The sequence below is a fragment of the Kitasatospora sp. NPDC048365 genome (assembly GCF_043200835.1).
Taxonomy (GTDB): Bacteria; Actinomycetota; Actinomycetes; order Streptomycetales; family Streptomycetaceae; genus Kitasatospora; species Kitasatospora terrestris.
The window spans coordinates 44009-60222 of record NZ_JBICYJ010000008.1 but is presented as its reverse complement, the minus strand read 5'-3'; the positions used below and the strand labels follow the sequence as shown (position 1 = coordinate 60222).

11 protein-coding genes are annotated in these 16214 nt (G+C 74.8%); 8 read left to right on the top strand and 3 right to left on the bottom strand.

Features of this window, described 5'->3' with window-relative positions; translation table 11 throughout:
• The first annotated feature begins 132 nt into the window (after window positions 1–132).
• Both ACGFX4_RS10545 and ACGFX4_RS10540 read left to right on the top strand, forming a co-directional pair.
• Entirely contained in the window at window positions 133–894 is a 762-nt protein-coding gene (locus ACGFX4_RS10545) for a hypothetical protein (RefSeq protein WP_393071696.1), read from the top strand.
• Window positions 895–1106: 212 nt separating this feature from the next.
• Complete coding sequence (locus tag ACGFX4_RS10540; protein ID WP_393071694.1) at window positions 1107–2288, top strand: FAD-dependent oxidoreductase; 1182 nt, start codon at window positions 1107–1109, stop codon at window positions 2286–2288.
• Window positions 2289–2317: 29 nt separating this feature from the next.
• Here ACGFX4_RS10540 and ACGFX4_RS10535 read toward each other — a convergent pair whose 3' ends face one another.
• Window positions 2318–2947: a TetR/AcrR family transcriptional regulator gene (locus ACGFX4_RS10535; RefSeq protein ID WP_393071692.1), complete on the bottom strand. Its 630-nt coding sequence runs from the start codon at window positions 2945–2947 to the stop codon at window positions 2318–2320.
• Between the two features lie 63 nt (window positions 2948–3010).
• Between ACGFX4_RS10535 and ACGFX4_RS10530 the strand changes: the two genes are divergently transcribed.
• From ACGFX4_RS10530 to ACGFX4_RS10520, 3 genes are all read left to right on the top strand, one after another.
• Window positions 3011–4621, top strand: a complete 1611-nt coding sequence (locus ACGFX4_RS10530; RefSeq protein ID WP_393071690.1) for an FAD-binding oxidoreductase — start codon at window positions 3011–3013, stop codon at window positions 4619–4621.
• A gap of 181 nt (window positions 4622–4802) precedes the next feature.
• Window positions 4803–5789, top strand: coding sequence for an NAD-dependent epimerase/dehydratase family protein (locus tag ACGFX4_RS10525; RefSeq protein ID WP_393071688.1), 987 nt, complete (start codon window positions 4803–4805; stop codon window positions 5787–5789).
• 104 nt (window positions 5790–5893) lie between these two features.
• Complete coding sequence (locus tag ACGFX4_RS10520; protein WP_393071686.1) at window positions 5894–6739, top strand: alpha/beta fold hydrolase; 846 nt, start codon at window positions 5894–5896, stop codon at window positions 6737–6739.
• 36 nt (window positions 6740–6775) lie between these two features.
• Here the strand turns inward: ACGFX4_RS10520 and ACGFX4_RS10515 are convergent, their stop codons facing one another.
• The gene (locus ACGFX4_RS10515; RefSeq protein WP_393071684.1) at window positions 6776–8188 is read right to left on the bottom strand and encodes a PLP-dependent aminotransferase family protein; all 1413 of its coding nucleotides are present in this window, start codon (window positions 8186–8188) and stop codon (window positions 6776–6778) included.
• On the opposite strand from ACGFX4_RS10515, the gene ACGFX4_RS10510 reads away from it, so the two are divergent.
• Window positions 8187–10682 (top strand): aminotransferase class V-fold PLP-dependent enzyme, encoded by a 2496-nt coding sequence (locus ACGFX4_RS10510; RefSeq protein WP_393071682.1) that lies wholly within the window; start codon window positions 8187–8189, stop codon window positions 10680–10682. The genes ACGFX4_RS10515 and ACGFX4_RS10510 overlap by 2 nt on opposite strands.
• Window positions 10683–10821: 139 nt before the next feature.
• Window positions 10822–12966, top strand: a complete 2145-nt coding sequence (locus ACGFX4_RS10505) for a SpoIIE family protein phosphatase (RefSeq protein ID WP_393071680.1) — start codon at window positions 10822–10824, stop codon at window positions 12964–12966.
• A gap of 162 nt (window positions 12967–13128) precedes the next feature.
• Here ACGFX4_RS10505 and ACGFX4_RS10500 read toward each other — a convergent pair whose 3' ends face one another.
• Window positions 13129–15384 carry an MMPL family transporter gene (locus tag ACGFX4_RS10500; protein WP_393071678.1) on the bottom strand — a complete coding sequence of 752 codons (2256 nt, stop codon included), beginning with the start codon at window positions 15382–15384 and terminating at the stop codon, window positions 13129–13131.
• A 140-nt stretch (window positions 15385–15524) separates the two neighbouring features.
• On the opposite strand from ACGFX4_RS10500, the gene ACGFX4_RS10495 reads away from it, so the two are divergent.
• A complete protein-coding gene (locus tag ACGFX4_RS10495; protein ID WP_393071676.1) occupies window positions 15525–16196 on the top strand; it encodes a TetR/AcrR family transcriptional regulator in 672 nt (223 codons plus the stop codon).
• The last annotated feature ends 18 nt before the right edge of the window (window positions 16197–16214 follow it).

Sequence of the window (16214 nt, the reverse complement as noted above, 5' to 3'; positions counted from 1 at the left end):
GGCTGCGCGATCACGGCGATCGGATTCTACAACCTGCCTCACGGAGGGATCCCGTGTTGACGCGGTTCACGCGCCATGGTCTGATTGGCGCGCCGCTCACCCAAACTTCTCGTTCGAAAGGTGCACAGCCTCATGTCGCAGCTGTTCCGCCGGACCGCCCTCCTCGCCTGCACCACCGGCGCGATCCTCGGCCTCGGTGCCTGTGCCTCCGGAGCCGCCCACGACCCGGCCGCCAAGGGCGCCGCCCCGGCCGCCTCCTCGGCCGCCGCGACCGGCTCCGCCTCGCCGATCCCCGGCCCGGCCGCGGGCACCGACGGCCTGCCCAACGGCGACAAGCTCAACGCGATGCTCCTGCAGGCCGCCGCGCTCCCCCAGACGCTCCGGCTCGACGCCACCGGCACCAAGAGCACCGGCAACGGCTTCAACCCGCCCCTCGCGCCGTCCGCCGTCCCGGCCGCGGAGGCCTGCCAGATGCTCGGCGGCACGGCGTGGATCCGGGCGGCCGGGATCGACGGCGCGTCCTTCGCCCAGAACGACTACATGGACGACTCGCAGAACATGTTCGCCCAGGAGCTGAACGCCTTCCGGGGCGGCGACGCGCAGAAGGCCATGGCCGGCCTCAAGCAGGCCGTCACCGGCTGCCACAGCTTCACCGAGGAGCAGAACGGCCAGAAGTTCGCGGTCACCGCCGCCCTCAAGGACCTGCCCGGCGTCGGGGACGAGGCCTTCCAGGCCACCCTCACCTCGCCGGACTGGACCGGCGGCACCACGCTGGTCGCCGCCCGGGTCGGCAGCGTCGTGGTCACCACCCTCTACAACGACCAGAAGACCACCGGCGCCGCCGGGGTGGACCTCACGAAGGCCCTGGTCAAGAACGTCGCCGCCGCGCACTGAGCGCGAGGCCCGGCCGGCGCGGCGACGTCCGCGCCGACCGGACCGGCGATGCCGCCGGGGGCGGGCCCGACACCGCAGGGGAGCGCCGGGCCCACCTCCGCTCCGCCGGGCCACGGGCGTTGTGGGACGCCCGCGGTCCGGCTTCCCTCGCCGGCTGCTCCGGGCCGACGGGCCGGGCGTAGAGTGCGGGGAGTCGAACGGGGAGGTGCGGCATGCCGCAGCGTCAGGCGGTGGTGGTCGGCGCCGGGATCGGGGGCCTGACGGCCGCCGTCGCCCTGCGCCGCCGCGGCTGGCAGGTCACCGTCTGCGAACGCGCCCCCGAACTCCCGGCCACCGGCGCCGGGATCGGCCTCGCGCCCAACGCCCTGCGCGCCCTCGCGGCGATCGGCAGCGACGCCGCGCACGCCGCCGGCAGCGCCGTGCCCGCCGCGATGGGGGTGCGCCGCTCGGACGGCCGCTGGCTCACCCGGGCCACCACCGCCGAGCTGGCGGCCCGCTACGGCACGCCCCCGATCGCCGTCCCGCGCCCGGCGCTCACCGCGGCGCTGGCCGCCGAACTGCCGCCGCAGGCCGTCCGGTTCGGCACCGCCGTGACCGCCGTCGACGACCCGGAGGGCCGCCCGACCGTCCGCACGGACGGCGGCCCGGACCTCCCCGCCGACCTGGTGGTCGCCGCCGACGGCATCCACAGCCCGCTGCGCCGCGCCCACTTCCCGGGCCACCCCGGCCTGCACTACCTCGGCGAGCGGGCCTGGCGGGCCCTGGTCGACGCCCCGGACCTGCGGATCCCGGCAATGAGCGAGACCTGGGGACGGGGCGACCGCTTCGGCATCACCCCGCTCTCCGACGGCCGGTACTACCTCTACGCCACCACGCCCGCCCCGGCCGGCACCCGGTCGGCCGACCCCCGCGCCGAACTCCGCCGCCGCTTCGGCGCCTGGCACGACCCGATCCCCGCCCTGCTGGAGCAGGTCGAGCGCCTCGACCCCGGCGCCGTCCTGCAGAACGACCTCTACGACCTGGCAGCCCCGCTCCCGCGCCTGCACCACGGCCGGATCGCCTGGCTCGGCGACGCCGCCCACGCCATGGCCCCCAACCTCGGCCAGGGCGGCTGCCAGGCCGTCGAGGACGCGGTGGTCCTCGCCCACCTGCTGCCCGCCGGGGACACCGGCGAGGGCCCGGACACCACCCCGGCCGCCCTCGCGGCGTACACCGCGGCCCGCCGCGACCGCACCGACGCCGTGCGCGTCCGGGCCCGCCGGGTCGGCCGCCTGGGCGCCCTGCGCAGCCCGCTCGCGGGGGCGGCCCGCGACCTGGCGGTCCGCGCCACGCCCACCCGCCTGGCGCTGCGCGGCATGGACGACCTGTTCAACGGCTTCCGCCTGCCCGGGTAGGACCCCCGCGGCGGGCGTGGCGCGGTGGCCTACGCGTCCGCCGTGCCCGGGTACAGGACCGCGAAGATCCGCTCGAAGCGGGCGACCATGTCGGCCGCACTCTGCTCGGGACGGTGCTGCCACCACGCCACCGCGGCGCTCACGTTGCCGTACCACAGGTGCGTGGCCAGGTCGGCGTCCAGCGGATCGCCGGCCCGCGCGAGGCCGAGCACCTCGCCCACGCCGTCGGCGCCCAGGCGGTTGAGCTCCCGCCGGTGGACGGCGGCCGCCTCGTGCAGCGGGCCGTGCGCGGGCACGGTGGTGTCGTAGACCAGGGTCCACTCGTACACCCGCGACTCGAGCGTCCGGAAGATCGCCTCCAGGGTGCGGGCGGCGCGGGTGAGGTCCGAGGGCCCCTGCTGCGCGGACCGCACCGCGTCGACCAGCCGGGTGCCGGCGCGCTCCAGGCAGGTCAGGTACAGGCCGTCCTTCGACGCGAAGTACTCGTAGATCATCGGCTTGGTGATCCCGGCCCGCGCCGCCACCTCCGCGGTCGAGCCGCGCGCGTACCCCTTGCGGCCGAACTCCTCCGCCGCCGCGTCCAGGATCAGCCGCTCCCGCTCCTGGCGGGGCATTCCCTTGGTCCCGACCCTGCGGGTGGTGCCGGACTGGTTGCTCATGGCCGCATCCTATGCCAATCTGACCGCTCGGTAACTTACCCGGCGTTCAGATGAGGGGTGGACGTGAGCGGCAGCGCGACCCGGTCGTGGTGGGGATGGGGCAACGTCGAGGACGCGGTGGTCGGCGCGGAGCGCGCGGAGCTGACCCGGCGCGCCGCCGCGATGCTGCCCGACGCCGACCTGACGGTCCATCGAGCGCCGCCGATCCAGGCCTTCGGGGTGGGCCCGGCCCGCATCGAGGCGCCGACGGCGCTGGCGGGGATCGCCTCGCAGGACGTGCGCGACCGGCTCGCGCACAGCCACGGCCAGGCGTTCCGCGACGTGGCCCGCGCCCTGCTGGGCCGGCTGCCGCACGTGCCGGACCTGGTACTGCGCCCGACCTCGGAGGAGCAGGTCGTCCAGGTGCTGGACTGGTGCGCCGGGGCCGGCGTCGCGGTCGTCCCGTTCGGCGGCGGCACCTCGGTGGTGGGCGGCGTCGAGCCCCGGGTGGGCGACGGGTACGCGGGCACGGTCAGCCTCGACCTCACCGCGATGGACCGCGTCCTGGAGGTCGACCGCACCAGCCGGGCCGCGCTGGTCCAGGCCGGGGTGCTCGGCCCGCACCTGGAGCGGCAGTTGCGCCCGCACGGGTACACGCTGCGGTTCTTCCCGCAGTCCTTCGAGTTCTCCAGTCTCGGCGGCTGGCTGGCGACCCGGGCCGGCGGCCACTTCGCCACCGGGCCGACCCACATCGACGACCTCGCCGAGTCGCTGCGGGTGGTCACGCCCGCCGGCGTGGTGGAGAGCCGCCGGCTGCCCGCCTCGGGCGCCGGGCCGTCACCGGACCGGATGTTCCTCGGGTCGGAGGGGACGCTCGGCGTCATCACCTCGGCCTGGGTCAGACTGCAGGACCGCCCGCGGTGGCGGGCCGGCGCCTCGGTGGCCTTCGCCGACCACGACGCCGGCGTCCGGGCGGTGCGGGCACTCGCCCAGTCCGGGCTCGATCCGGCCAACTGCCGCCTGCTGGACCCGATGGAGGCCCTGATCAACGCGGGCTCGCCGAGCTCCGTCCTGGTGCTCGGCTTCGAATCCGCCGACCACCCCGTCACCGCGCGGCTGGAGCGTGCCCTGGAACTGTGCGCGGACCACGGCGGCGTCCCCTCCGGGCCGCCGCGCTCCACCGACGGCGCCGACCGGGCCGCCCGCGACGCCGCCGCCGACACCTGGCGCGCGTCCTTCCTGCGGATGCCCTACCAGCGGGACGCCCTCGCGGCGCAGGGCATGATCGTGGAGACCTTCGAGACGGCCTGCACCTGGGACCGGTTCGACGCCCTGCGGGCGGCGGTCACCGCCGCGGCCGAGGACGCGATGCGCCAGGTCGGCGCCGTCGGCGTGGTGACCTGCCGCTTCACCCACGTCTACCCCGACGGGCCCGCCCCCTACTTCGGCGTCTACGCGGCCGGCCGGTGGGGCCGGACCGTCGAGCAGTGGGACGGGATCAAGGCGGCCGTCTCCGAGGCCCTGCTCGCCCACGGCGGCACCATCACCCACCACCACGCGGTCGGCCGGGACCACCGGCCCTGGTACGACCGCCAGCGCCCCGACCTGTTCGCCGCCGCGCTGCGGGCCGGCAAGGCGGTCCTCGACCCGTCGGGGATCCTCAACCCCGGCGTGCTCCTCGACCCGGCCCGCTGAGACCGTGCGGCCGTTGAGCACAGCCGCCCGCTGACACCGCTCGCCGCCCGGCCGTGGAGAGGGCCGGGCGGCGAGCGGCCGGACCACCGACGGAGCGCGCATCCGGGTTCAGCTGACGGCGATTCCGCTGACGGCGGATGGGGGTGGACCAAGCGGCACATCGGTGTGGACAGTGGTTGGCATGCGACTTCTCATGCTCGGTGGATCCGGCTTCGTCGGACGCGCCGTTGTCAACGAGGCCCTGTCCCGCGATTGGGACGTGACCCTTCTTCACCGCGGCAACCGCCGCCCGCCGTCCGGAGCCACCGTCCTCCGGGGCGACCGGACCGCCCCCGACGGACTGGCCGCGCTCGGCGACGGCGAGTGGGACCTGGTCGTGGACACCTGGTCCGCGCGGCCCTCGGCCGTACGGGACGCGGCGGACGCGCTCGCGAAGCGCGCCGGTCGGTACGTGTACGTCTCCAGCGGCTCCGTGTACGCCGACCCGGTCGACCACAGCGCCGCGGAGAACGGTGTCCTGGTGGACGGCTCGCCCGACGACGGGGACGTCCCCTATCCGCAGGCCAAGCGCGGCGGGGAGCTCGCCGTCACCGGCGCGTTCGGCGCGGACCGTTCGCTGCTGCTGCGCGCCGGTCTGATCCTCGGCCCGGGAGAGGACGTCGGCCGACTGACCTGGTGGCTGGACCGGATCGCCCGCGGCGGCCCCGTGCTCGCCCCCGGCCCGCGCGACCTGCCGCTCCAGTACGTCGACACGCGCGACCTCGCGATCTGGGCCCTGGACGCCGCCGTGCGCGGGCTGTCCGGCCCGTACAACCTGGTGAGCAGGCCCGGGCACGCCACCATGGGAGAGCTTCTGGAGGCGTGCGTGGCCGCGACCGGATCGGATGCGGAGCTGCGCTGGACCGACCCCGAGCGGATCGCCGCCGCCGGAATCGCGCCGTGGACGGAGCTGCCGATCTGGGCACCGCCGGGCGAACTGCACGAGTTCCTGTACGGCGCCGAGACGTCCAGGGCGTTCACGGACGGGCTGCGCTGCCGGCCGGTCGCCGAGACCGTCGCGGACACGTGGGAGTGGCTGAAGGGGCTCGGCGGAGTCTCGCCGCAGCGTCCCGACCGCCCGGTCCTGGGACTGTCCCCCGAAGTCGAGACCGCCGCACTGCGCGGTTGACGCACGGCCACCCACGGCGCGCCGTCCGCCCCCGACCGGCCTCCCCGGCGCTCCGGACCGCTTCGACTCCACGACGACACCGCACACCTGGTGGGAGCACAACCATGCCTACTCTCATGGCCCCCGACGGCACCGAACTCGCCTACCGTGTCCTCGGGGAGCACACCGGCGCCCCCCTGGTCTGCCTGCCGGGCGGACCGATGCGGGACTCCGTCTACCTCGGCGACCTCGGGGGCCTCCCCGCGCACCGGCGGCTGATCGTGGCCGACCAGCGGGGCGCCGGGCTGTCCGCGACGCCGCAGGACCCCGCCTCCTACCGCTGCGACCGCCTGGTCGGCGACGTCGAGGCGCTGCGCGGACACCTCGGCCTGGACCGCATGGACCTGCTCGCGCACTCGGCCGCCGCCAACCTCGCCGTGCGGTACGCGGAGCAGTACCCGCACCGGGTCGGCCGACTCGTCCTCGTCACGCCCGGCACCGACGCCGTCGGCGTGGACGTCAACGGCGACGACCGGCGTGAGGTCGCGCGGCTCCGCACGGACGAGCCCTGGTACGCGGCGGCGTCGGCAGCATTCGACGCCATCGACGCAGGCGAAGCCGCGGCCGACGACTGGGTGGCCGTCGCGCCGTTCCTCTACGGCCGTTGGGACGGGACGGCGCGGGCCCACCGGGCGGCCGAGGAGGTCCAGTGGAACGCGGCGGCGGCGGAAGTCTTCGGATCGCAGGGAGCCTTCGACCCGGACGCCACCCGGGCGGCGCTCGCCGCGCTCGACACGCCGGTCCTGGTCCTCGCCGGGGAGTTCGACCTGGCCTCGCCCCCGCAGGTGACGGCCCGCCTCGCCGCGATGTTCCCGCGCGCCGAGTTCGTCGTCCAACCGGGCGCGGGCCACTACCCGTGGCTGGACGACGCCGACAGGTTCGTGTCGACCACCGTGCGGTTTCTGAACTGACGGGCCCGCCGGGGCAGTAGCCGCGGCCGGGCGCCCTCAGGGCCTGCCCAGCGTCCGGGCCGCGGTCGCGAGGCGGCGGGCGGCTTCGGTCAGTTCGGCGGGGTCGGCGGCGGCGGCGAAGCCCACGCGCAGGTGGGCGGCGGGAGCGTCGGTGGGGAAGTAGCGGCGGCCCGCGTCGAGGGACACGCCGTGCAGGCGGGCTGCGTCGGCGACGGCGGTGTCGGTGAGGTGGGCCGGCAGCCGGAGCCACAGGTGGAGTCCGCCGGCCGGGTGGCAGGCGAGTGCCCAGTCGGGCAGTTCGCGGCCGAGTGCGGTGGTGAGCGCGGCGGCGCGTTGGCGCAGGGCGGTGGACAGGGCGCGCAGGTGGCGGTCCCAGGCGGGGGCCGAGAGCAGTTCGACGGCGGCTTCCTGCAGGGGGCGGGCGATGAAGAAGTCGTCCACCAGGCGCATGCCGCGCAGCCGGTGCATCACCGGGCCGCGTGCAACGATCGCGCCGATCCGCAGGCTGGGTGAGGAGGGCTTGGTCAACGACGTCAGGTGGACAACGGTGCCGTCGCGGTCGTCGGCGATCAGGGGACGGGGGAGCGGGGCGCCGTGGCCGAGGTGGCGGGCGAAGTCGTCCTCGATCAGAAACGCCCCGGCCGCCCGGGCGACGGTCGCGACCTGCCGGCGGCGCTCGGCGGAGAGCACCGTGCCGGTCGGGTTGTGGAAGGTCGGCTGGCAGTAGAGCAGCCGGGCGCCGGTCATGGCGAAGGCATCGGCCAGGAGGTCGGGGCGGATGCCGTCGCCGTCCATCGGCACGGCCACCGGATTCAGGCCGGCCGCGCGGGCGGCGGCGAGCGCGCCCGGATAGGTCGGTGACTCGACCAGCAGCGGGCTGCCGGGGGCGGCCATGGCGCGGAACAGCATCGACAGGGCGCCCTGACCGCCGCCGGTGACCAGGACGTCCTCGGGGTCGACCGTGCCCCCGGCCTGCCGGGCGAAGATCGCGCGCAGCGGGGCGAGGCCGGCGGCCGGTGCCCGGTGCCAGGCGTCCGGGCGGCGGGCTGCGCGGGCGAGCGCGGCGCCGAGCGCCCGGGTGGGCTGGAGGCTCTCGTGCAGGTACCCGCCGGAGAGCGCGATGGTGCCGGGCGGCAGTTCCTCGGACGGGCCGTCCGCCGCGCCCGGGTCGAAGGACCGTCCGGCCAGCGCCACCGTCTGCCAGGAGGTGTCCGCGGCGCCCTCGTCCGACGCCGGACGGCGGTCGGCGACGTACGTGCCGCTGCCCGGGCGGGTGACCACCATGCCCTCGGCGGCCAGCTGTGCGATCGCCCTGGACACCGTGACCGGGCCGACTCCGTGACGGGTGATCAGCTCCCGGCTGGAGGGCAGTCGGTCGCCGGGTGCCAGGGCGGCGATCCCGGTCCGGAGGATGGCCGTGAGCGCTTCAGTACTGCTACCGTCGGACATGAAGATAAAGAATAGCGCTTTCGGATCGCAGGGGGAACCGCTCCTCGACCTCGCCGCCCTGCGGGCCGACACCCCGGGCTGCGCATCGGTGATCCACTTCAACAACGCCGGCTGCGGTCTGCTCGCCCGGCCGGTGCTCGGGGCGATGCTCGACCACCTCCGGTTGGAGGCCGAGATCGGCGGCTACGAGGCGTCCGCGGCCCGGGCCGCGGAGGTCGCCGACTTCCACGCGTCGGTTGCCGAGCTGATCGGCGCCGGGGCGCGGAACATCGCCTTCGCCGGCAGCGCCACCCACGCCTTCACCAAGGCGCTCTCGGCGATCGATTTCCGGCCGGGCGACGTCGTGCTGACGACGAGGAACGACTTCATCTCCCACCAGATCGCCTTCCTCGCCCTGCGCAAGCGTCACGGCGTCCGGATCGTGCACGCTCCCGACCACCCCGACGGCAGCGGCGTCGACGTCGACGCGATGGCCCGCCTGATGCGCAGCCACCGCCCTCGCCTGGTGTCGGTCACCCACATCCCCACCAACTCGGGCCTCGTCCAGCCGGTCGCCGAGATCGGCCGGCACTGCCGCGAACTCGACCTGCTCTACCACGTCGACGCCTGCCAGTCGGTCGGCCAGTACCCGGTCGACGTGGCGGAGACCGGCTGCGACCTGCTCACCGCCACCTGCCGCAAGTTCCTGCGCGGGCCGCGCGGTTCGGGCTTCCTGTACGTCTCCGACCGGCTGCTCGACGCCGGGTGCGAACCGCTGTTCATCGACATGTACGGCGCCCGCTGGACCGCCCCCGGCCACTACCGGCCGGTCGACACGGCTGCCCGCTTCGAGGAGTGGGAATTCCCGTACGCCACCCTCCTCGGCTGCGCCGCGGCCGTCCGCTACGCGCTGCGGGTCGGCCTGGAACCGGTGGCCCGGCGCACACCGGCACTCGCCGCCCGGCTGCGCGGGCAGCTCGCCGAGCTGCCGGGCGTACGGACACTCGACGGGGGAGCGGCTCCCGCCGCGCTGGTCACCTTCGCGGTGGACGGGTGGCAGGCGGAGCCGTTCAAGGCCGCGATGGACGCGCGTGGCATCAACTCGGCCCTGAGCCACCGGGAGTTCGCGCAGTTCGACTTCGCGGACAAGGAGGTGGAGTGGTGCCTGCGGCTGTCGCCGCACTACTACAACACCGAGGACGAGGTCGCCGCGGTCGTCGCCGCGGTCGCCGGCCACGCGTCGGGCACTTCCGGGCGGAGGGAGAGCCTGTGGCGCAACGGCGACTTCCTCGCGTTCTGGTTCGGCGAGACCGTGTCGCTGCTCGGGACCCAGGTCACCAACCTCGCCGTCCCGCTGACCGCGATCAACGCGTTCGGCGCCACCGACGAGCAGGTCGGTCTGCTGCGCTTCCTGCAGCTGGTCCCGTACCTGGGACTCGCCCTGCTGATCGGTGTGTGGACCGACCGGGTACGCCGCCGGCCGGTGATGATCGGCGCCAACCTCGTCCGGCTGGTCCTGATCGCACTGGTCCCGCTGCTGTACTGGTGGCACGCCCTCGATCTGACGCTCCTGCTGGTGATCGCCTGTGCCGTGGGCATCGCCTCGGTGGTGTACGACGTCAGCTGGATGTCCTACGTGCCGACGCTGGTCCGCAGTCCGGAGCACTACGTCGAGGCGAGCGCCAGGATGGGGAGCTCCTCCTCCGCCGCCGAGGTGGCCGGGCCGGGGCTCGCGGGTCTCCTGGTCTCGGCACTCACCGCACCGGTCGCGCTGGTGGTGGACGCCTGCTCGTACGCGGTTTCCCTGCTCTCGCTGCTGCTGATTCGCACGCGCGAACCCCGCCCGGAGCCGAGCGTCGAGCGGCACCTGCTGCGCGAGCTCCGGGACGGGCTCGGCTGGGTCATGGCCAGTCCGGTCCTGCGGGCGCTCGCGCTCGTCGGCTTCTGCTGCAACTTCTCGATGGTCACGATCTGGACCATGTTCCTGCTCTACGGGACGAACGACCTCCACCTCGGCTCCTCCACCCTCGGGGCCGTCCTCGCGACGGCCTCGGTCGGCGGACTGATCGGCTCGCTGGCCTCCCGCAGGGTCATCGCACGCTTCCCGATCGGCCGGGTCTACCTGCTCGCCCAGTCGGCCCTGCTCCTCGGCCCGACCCTCCTCGTGCCAGCCGTCGGACCGCGGCCGCTGATGCTCGCGCTGTTCGTCCTGTCGTTCTTCACCACGTACCTGGGCCTGGGCGTGGCGGGAGTCGTCATCGTCAGCCTCCGCCAGACCCTGACCCCGCAGTCGATGATGGGCCGGATGACGGCGGCGTTCCGGACCCTTTTGTTCGGAGGCGGCGCGCTCGGCGGACTCTCGGCCGGTCTGCTCGCCGGGCGGCTCGGGGCCCACGGTGCGCTGGCCGTGGCGGCCGCAGGTTCCGCCGTCGTGGTCCTCGGGTTGATCGTCTCGCCCGTCAGCCGACTGAAGGAGATGCCGCAGGCGCCTCCGGGCGCCGCCGACGGCGGGTGACCGCGGGCACGTCGACCTGCGGCTGTGCGGGGCGGTCCGTGTGCCCGACCACCGCGGTGGGCGTAGCGTCACTGGTACGGGTGCCGGCCGGAGCGCTCCGCGGGTCCGGCCCCGAACCAGTGGCGGAAAGCGGGACGGTGTGCGGGAGAACCTCGTGCCGGCCGCCGGTGACGCGGCCGGGTGGGACGAGCGGCTGGACGACGAGCTGACCGCGGCGGTGGAGCAGTGCGGCGCGTCCTCGGGCGGCGTGTACCTCCTGCGGGCCGACGGAAGCGTGCTGGACCTGGCGGTCGTCCGGGGCCTGCCCGCCGAGTTCATCGCGCCGTGGACCAGGGTCGCGCTCACCGCCCCGGCCCCCAGCAGCGACGCGGTGCGGGACTGCAGGACGGTCTGGTCCGGCAGCCACGAGGACCTCGCCCGCATGTACCCGCGCATCGCCGTCGCGATGCCCTACCACTTCGCGCTGGCGGCCGCTCCGATCTGCCGGGAGGGGCGGCGGTGGGGCGCATTGCTGCTGCTGTGGCCCGGGTCCCGCCCGTCACACCTCGTCGCGGCCGAACGCGACCGGATCGCTGCCGGCTGCGATCGGCTGGCGGAGCTGCTGGCCCGTGCCGAATCCGCCCGGCAACCCGTCGAGGCACCCCTCCGGCCCCGTGTCCTCCCCCGCCGACTGGCCGCCGCCAAACTTCCCGAGGAAGCCGCGACCGGGTTCGCGGAACGCCTCCCGGGCGGCAGCTGCGCCCTCGACCTGAACGGGCGGATCACCTTCCTCACCGACACGGCATGTTTCCTGCTCGGAGCCGAGAAGGAACAGCTGCTGGGCGCGATCCCCTGGCAGGCCCTGCCCTGGCTGGACGACCCCGAGTTCGAGGACCGGTACCGGGCGACGATCATCAGTCGGCAGCCGGTGGCGTTCACCGCGATGCGCCCACCGGACCAGTGGCTGGACTTCCGGCTCTACACGGACGGCAGCGGGGTCAGCGTGCGCATCACCCCGGCCGGGAGCGGCCCCTCGGCCTCCCCGGCCCCCGGCAGCCACCGGCCGACTCCGGTGTCCCGCGCCGGCCAGCTCTACCAGATCATGCACCTGGCGGCCGCCCTCACCGAGGCCGCCACGGTCGACGACGTGATCAGCCTGGTGGCCGAACAGGTCCTGCCGGCCTTCGACGCCCAGGGGCTCGCCATGCTGAGCGCCGAGGACGGCCGCCTCCAGGTGACCGGCTACCGGGGGTACAGCGCCGAGGAGATCGCACGCTTCCACGAGATCCCGCTGGACGAGCGCACCGCCCCGATGATGCGGGCCCTCACCGTAGGGGTGCCCGGATTCTTCGACGGCCCCGAGGAGCTGGCCCGCGCCTTCCCGGAGGTCCCGCAGGTCACCGGCAAGAGCGCGTGGGCCGTGCTGCCGCTCATCACCTCCGGCCGGCCGGTCGGCTGCTGCCTGCTCGCCTACGACCGGCCCCACCGCTTCGCCGGCGACGAACGCACCGTCCTGACCGCACTGGCCGGACTGATCGCCCAGGCCCTCGACCGCGCGCACCTGTACGACACCAAGAACCAGCTCGCCCACGACCTCCAGCGGGCCCTGCTGCCCCACGCCCTGCCGACCGTCGACGGCCTGCGGGTCGCCGCCCGCTACCTCCCCGCGACCCGGGGCCTGGACATCGGCGGGGACTTCTACGACCTCATCCGGTTGGGCCCGACCACGGCCGCCGCCGTGATCGGTGACGTCCAGGGACACAACGTCCCGGCGGCCGCGTTGATGAGCCAGGTGCGCACCGCCGTACGGGCCACCGCGGGTGCCGCCCCCGACCAGGTCCTCGTCCGGGCGAACCGGCTGCTGTGCGCCCTGGAAGCGGATCTCTTCACCACCTGCCTGTACGCGCACCTGAACCTCGCCGCCCACCGTGCCTTCCTGGTCAACGCCGGGCACCCGCCACCCCTGCTCCGCCCGCCCGGCCGGTCGACCACCGAGGTGCTGGACATCCCGCCCGGCCCGCCGCTGGGCGTCGACGCCACGGCCCACTACCCGATCACCGAGGTGCCGTTCGACATCGGCGCGCTGATGCTGTTCTACACCGACGGCCTGGTCGAGTCCCCCGGCGGCGACCTGGACGAGGCGATCGCCGCCGTGGCCCGGCAACTCGACCACGCTGCCCCCGACCTGGAGAAGGTGGCGACGGATCTGGTCGCCGGCGCCCTGCGGTCCGTCCAGCGCGCCGACGACATCGCGACGTTCCTCCTGCAGGCGACGCCCTCCCACGGCGGCGGATCGGCGCCGTGACCGCATCGGAGACCAGGGCATCCGTGAAGTCGTGCGCCACGAGTGGCGGCAGCGGAAGGGGGGTTGGCCAACTGCAATGCGCCACATGGGTGTTGATGTCCATGCGGGGCGTCGGCGCAGTGCGGCCGCGGACGCCGGGGGCGCCCGCGGCCGGGCGGGAGGCTAGCCGACCACCGCCGGGGAGCGGGGCTCCGCCGGGGCGGCCTTCGGCTGGTAGAACTCGCTGTGGCCCTCGACGTGCAGCTGCGGCAGGCGGCGGTCCAGCCAGCCGGGCAGCCACCAGTTGCCGCGCCCGAGCAGGTGCATCACGGCCGGCACCAGCAGCAGCCGGACCAGCGTGGCGTCGATCAGGATCGCCGAGCCCATGCCCACCCCGATCACCTTGATCGGCAGGTCGGGGGCGGGGACGAAGGCCGCGAACACCGCGACCATGATGGCCGCCGCCGCGGTGATCACCCGCGCGGTGCCCGCCAGGCCGCTGACGATGGACTCCGCGTTGTCGTTCGAGCGCAGCCACGCCTCGCGCATCCGGCTGACCAGGAAGACCTCGTAGTCCATCGACAGGCCGAACAGCACGGCGAAGGTCAGCACCGGGACGAACGCGGGCAGCGGCGTCGGGTTGTCGATCCCGATCAACTGCCCGGCCGTGCCGCCCTCCAGGACGAGGGCGACCACGCCGTACGCGGCGCCGACCGAGAGCAGGTTCATCACCGCCGCCTTGAGCGCGACCGCGACGCTGCGGAAGGCCACCAGCAGCAGGAGCATCGACACCGTCACCACACCGCCGACCAGCAGCGGGATGCGGCGGGAGATGTTGTCGGTGCTGTCGATCGCGCTGGCGGTCGCCCCGCCGACGTGGACCTTCACCCCGGGGGCGGCCGCGGCGGGGATGACACGGTCGCGCAGGTCGCGGACCAGGTCCTTGGTGGCCTCGGACTGCGGACCGCTGTTCGGAACGACCGTCAGCAGCAGCGACCGGCCGTCCGTTCCGGGCACCGGCGGGCTGACCGCCGTGACGCCCGGCGCCGCCTGCAGCGCGGCGGTCAGCGCGGTCGCCGCGTCGGCGGGAGCGCCCGGCGCCAGCTCGGCGACCAGGACCAGCGGACCGTTGCTGCCCGGACCGAACCCGGCCGCGACCGCGTCGTACGCCATCCGGTTGGAGCGGTCGGCGGGGTCGTTGCCCGCGTCGGGGAAGCCGAAGCGCACCCCGAGGAACGGTGCCGCCAGCGCCAGCAGCACGACGACCCCGGTCACCGCGCCGAGGACGCGGTGACGCTCCACCAGCCGGCTCCAGCGCAGCCAGCCGCTGCCCACCGCGGGCCCGGCCGAGGCGGCCCGGCGCCGCGGCAGCGGCAGCCGCAGGCGCTCGATGTGCCGCCCGAGGTAGCCGAGCAGGGCCGGGAAGAGCGTGGCGGACGCCGCGATCACCACGAACACCGACAGGATCGCCGCGACCGCGGCGCCGCGCATGAACGACAGGCCCATCGCGAACAGGCCGAGCATGCTGATGACCACGGTCATGCCGGCGACCACCACCGCGCGGCCCGCGGTGTCCAGCGCGGCGACCGCGGCGGCCTCCGGCTCCAGCCCCTCGGCCCGCCACTCGCGGAACCGGGTGACCAGCAGCAGCGCGTAGTCGATGCCGACGCCGATGCCCAGCATCGCCGCGAGCGAGGTCGACCAGTCCGGCACCGGCATGATCGCCGCGAGGACCGGCAGCAGGGCGCTGCTCACCGCGAGCCCGCCCAGCGCGGTGAGCATCGGCAGGCCGGCGGCCACCACCGAGCCGAAGGTGACCACCAGGATCACCGCGGCCGCCGCGATGCCGATGCCCTCCGAGCCGATCGCGCCCTGCTCGGCCTGCTGGACCGCCATGCCGCCGAGGTGGACGCGCAGTCCGCCGTCCGCGGCGCGCGCGAGGTCGAGCAGCCGCTGGGTGTCCGCCTTCGGCATGTCGGGGGCGTTGGCCACGTCCAGGTGGATCTGCCCGAGCGCGGTGCGCCCGTCGGGCGACACCTTGCCGCGCGGACCGAACGGGTCGTCGATGCCGCCGACGTGCGGCACCTCCGCCATCCTGGCGACCAGGGCCTGCACCTTCTCACGGGTGGCGCCGTCGGTCAGCCCCGCGTCGGACTGCAGCACCAGGCTGATCGCCTCGCCGCCGAGCCCCGGGAAGTCCCGGCCCAGCAGCTGCTGGGCCTGCTTGGAGTCCGAACCCGGCGCGGTGTAGTCCGCGCTGTACTTGCCGCCGAGGCCGGCCGACAGCCCGAACGCCACGACGGCGGCCAGCAGCCAGAGCAGCACGGTGCGGCCCCGGTTGCGGAAGGTCCAGCCGGCTATTCGGCCGAGCGGTCCCGGTCGGTGAGGCCCGGACTCCGCGGCGGTCGCCCGCCGGTCGTCCCGCGGTCCCTCGGACATGATGTCCTCCGTACGTCGAGAGGGGCTGCGCCCCCCGGAAAGCGTTACGCTTCATAACGCAGCTTATGAAGCGTAACGTTTCCTCCGACGGGTACGGATTGTCAACGTGGCGCCTGCCGCACCGAGCCGATGGAGATGCGATGACGGATGGGTCGACCGACGAAGGGGGCCTGAGCCGGCGTGAGCGGCTGCGCGCCGACACCGTCGAGGAGATCAAGCACGCGGCCCTCGGCCTGATCGCCGAACACGGCAGCGCCAACCTCCGCTTCACCGACATCGCCCGCACCATGGGGATGACGGCGCCCGCGCTCTACCGCTACTTCGCCGACCGCGACGAGCTGCTGACCGCGCTGGTCGCCGACTCCTTCGACAACCTCTCCGACGCGCTGACCGAGACCCGGGCCGGCGTCGCGCCCGACGACCTGGACGGCCGCTTCCTCGCCACCTGCACCGGCTACCGCACCTGGGCGCAGCGCAACCCCGAGCGCTTCGCCCTCATCTTCGGCTCCCCGGTGCCCGGCTACGCCGCCCCGCCGGACGGCCCGACCGTGGCGGCCGCCAAACGGGCCATGGAGCACATGGTCGAACTCGTCGCCGACACCTCCCGGCGCGACCGCCCCGCCGGCCCGCTGGTCCCCGACCCGGGCGAGGCGACCATGCTGGCCTGGGCCACCATCCACGGCTTCGTCACCCTGGAGGCGTACGGCCACTTCCACGCCCTCGACGAAGCGGACCGCGACCGCCTCTTCGCCGTCCAGGCCGCCGTCGCCGCCCGCACCGCCGGCCTGGCCCCGCAGGTCGAGCAGCCCTGACCGCGGGCCCGACGGGTC

What these genes read in the sequence shown, in the direction of transcription:
- ACGFX4_RS10545 (WP_393071696.1), top strand. Translation starts at nt 133, where the DNA reads ATGTCGCAGCTGTTCCGCCGGACCGCCCTCCTCGCCTGCACCACCGGC.
- ACGFX4_RS10540 (WP_393071694.1), top strand. Translation starts at nt 1,107, where the DNA reads ATGCCGCAGCGTCAGGCGGTGGTGGTCGGCGCCGGGATCGGGGGCCTG.
- ACGFX4_RS10535 (WP_393071692.1), bottom strand. Translation starts at nt 2,947, where the DNA reads ATGAGCAACCAGTCCGGCACCACCCGCAGGGTCGGGACCAAGGGAATG.
- ACGFX4_RS10525 (WP_393071688.1), top strand. Translation starts at nt 4,803, where the DNA reads ATGCGACTTCTCATGCTCGGTGGATCCGGCTTCGTCGGACGCGCCGTT.
- ACGFX4_RS10520 (WP_393071686.1), top strand. Translation starts at nt 5,894, where the DNA reads ATGCCTACTCTCATGGCCCCCGACGGCACCGAACTCGCCTACCGTGTC.
- ACGFX4_RS10510 (WP_393071682.1), top strand. Translation starts at nt 8,187, where the DNA reads ATGAAGATAAAGAATAGCGCTTTCGGATCGCAGGGGGAACCGCTCCTC.
- ACGFX4_RS10515 (WP_393071684.1), bottom strand. Translation starts at nt 8,188, where the DNA reads ATGTCCGACGGTAGCAGTACTGAAGCGCTCACGGCCATCCTCCGGACC.
- ACGFX4_RS10500 (WP_393071678.1), bottom strand. Translation starts at nt 15,384, where the DNA reads ATGTCCGAGGGACCGCGGGACGACCGGCGGGCGACCGCCGCGGAGTCC.
- ACGFX4_RS10495 (WP_393071676.1), top strand. Translation starts at nt 15,525, where the DNA reads ATGACGGATGGGTCGACCGACGAAGGGGGCCTGAGCCGGCGTGAGCGG.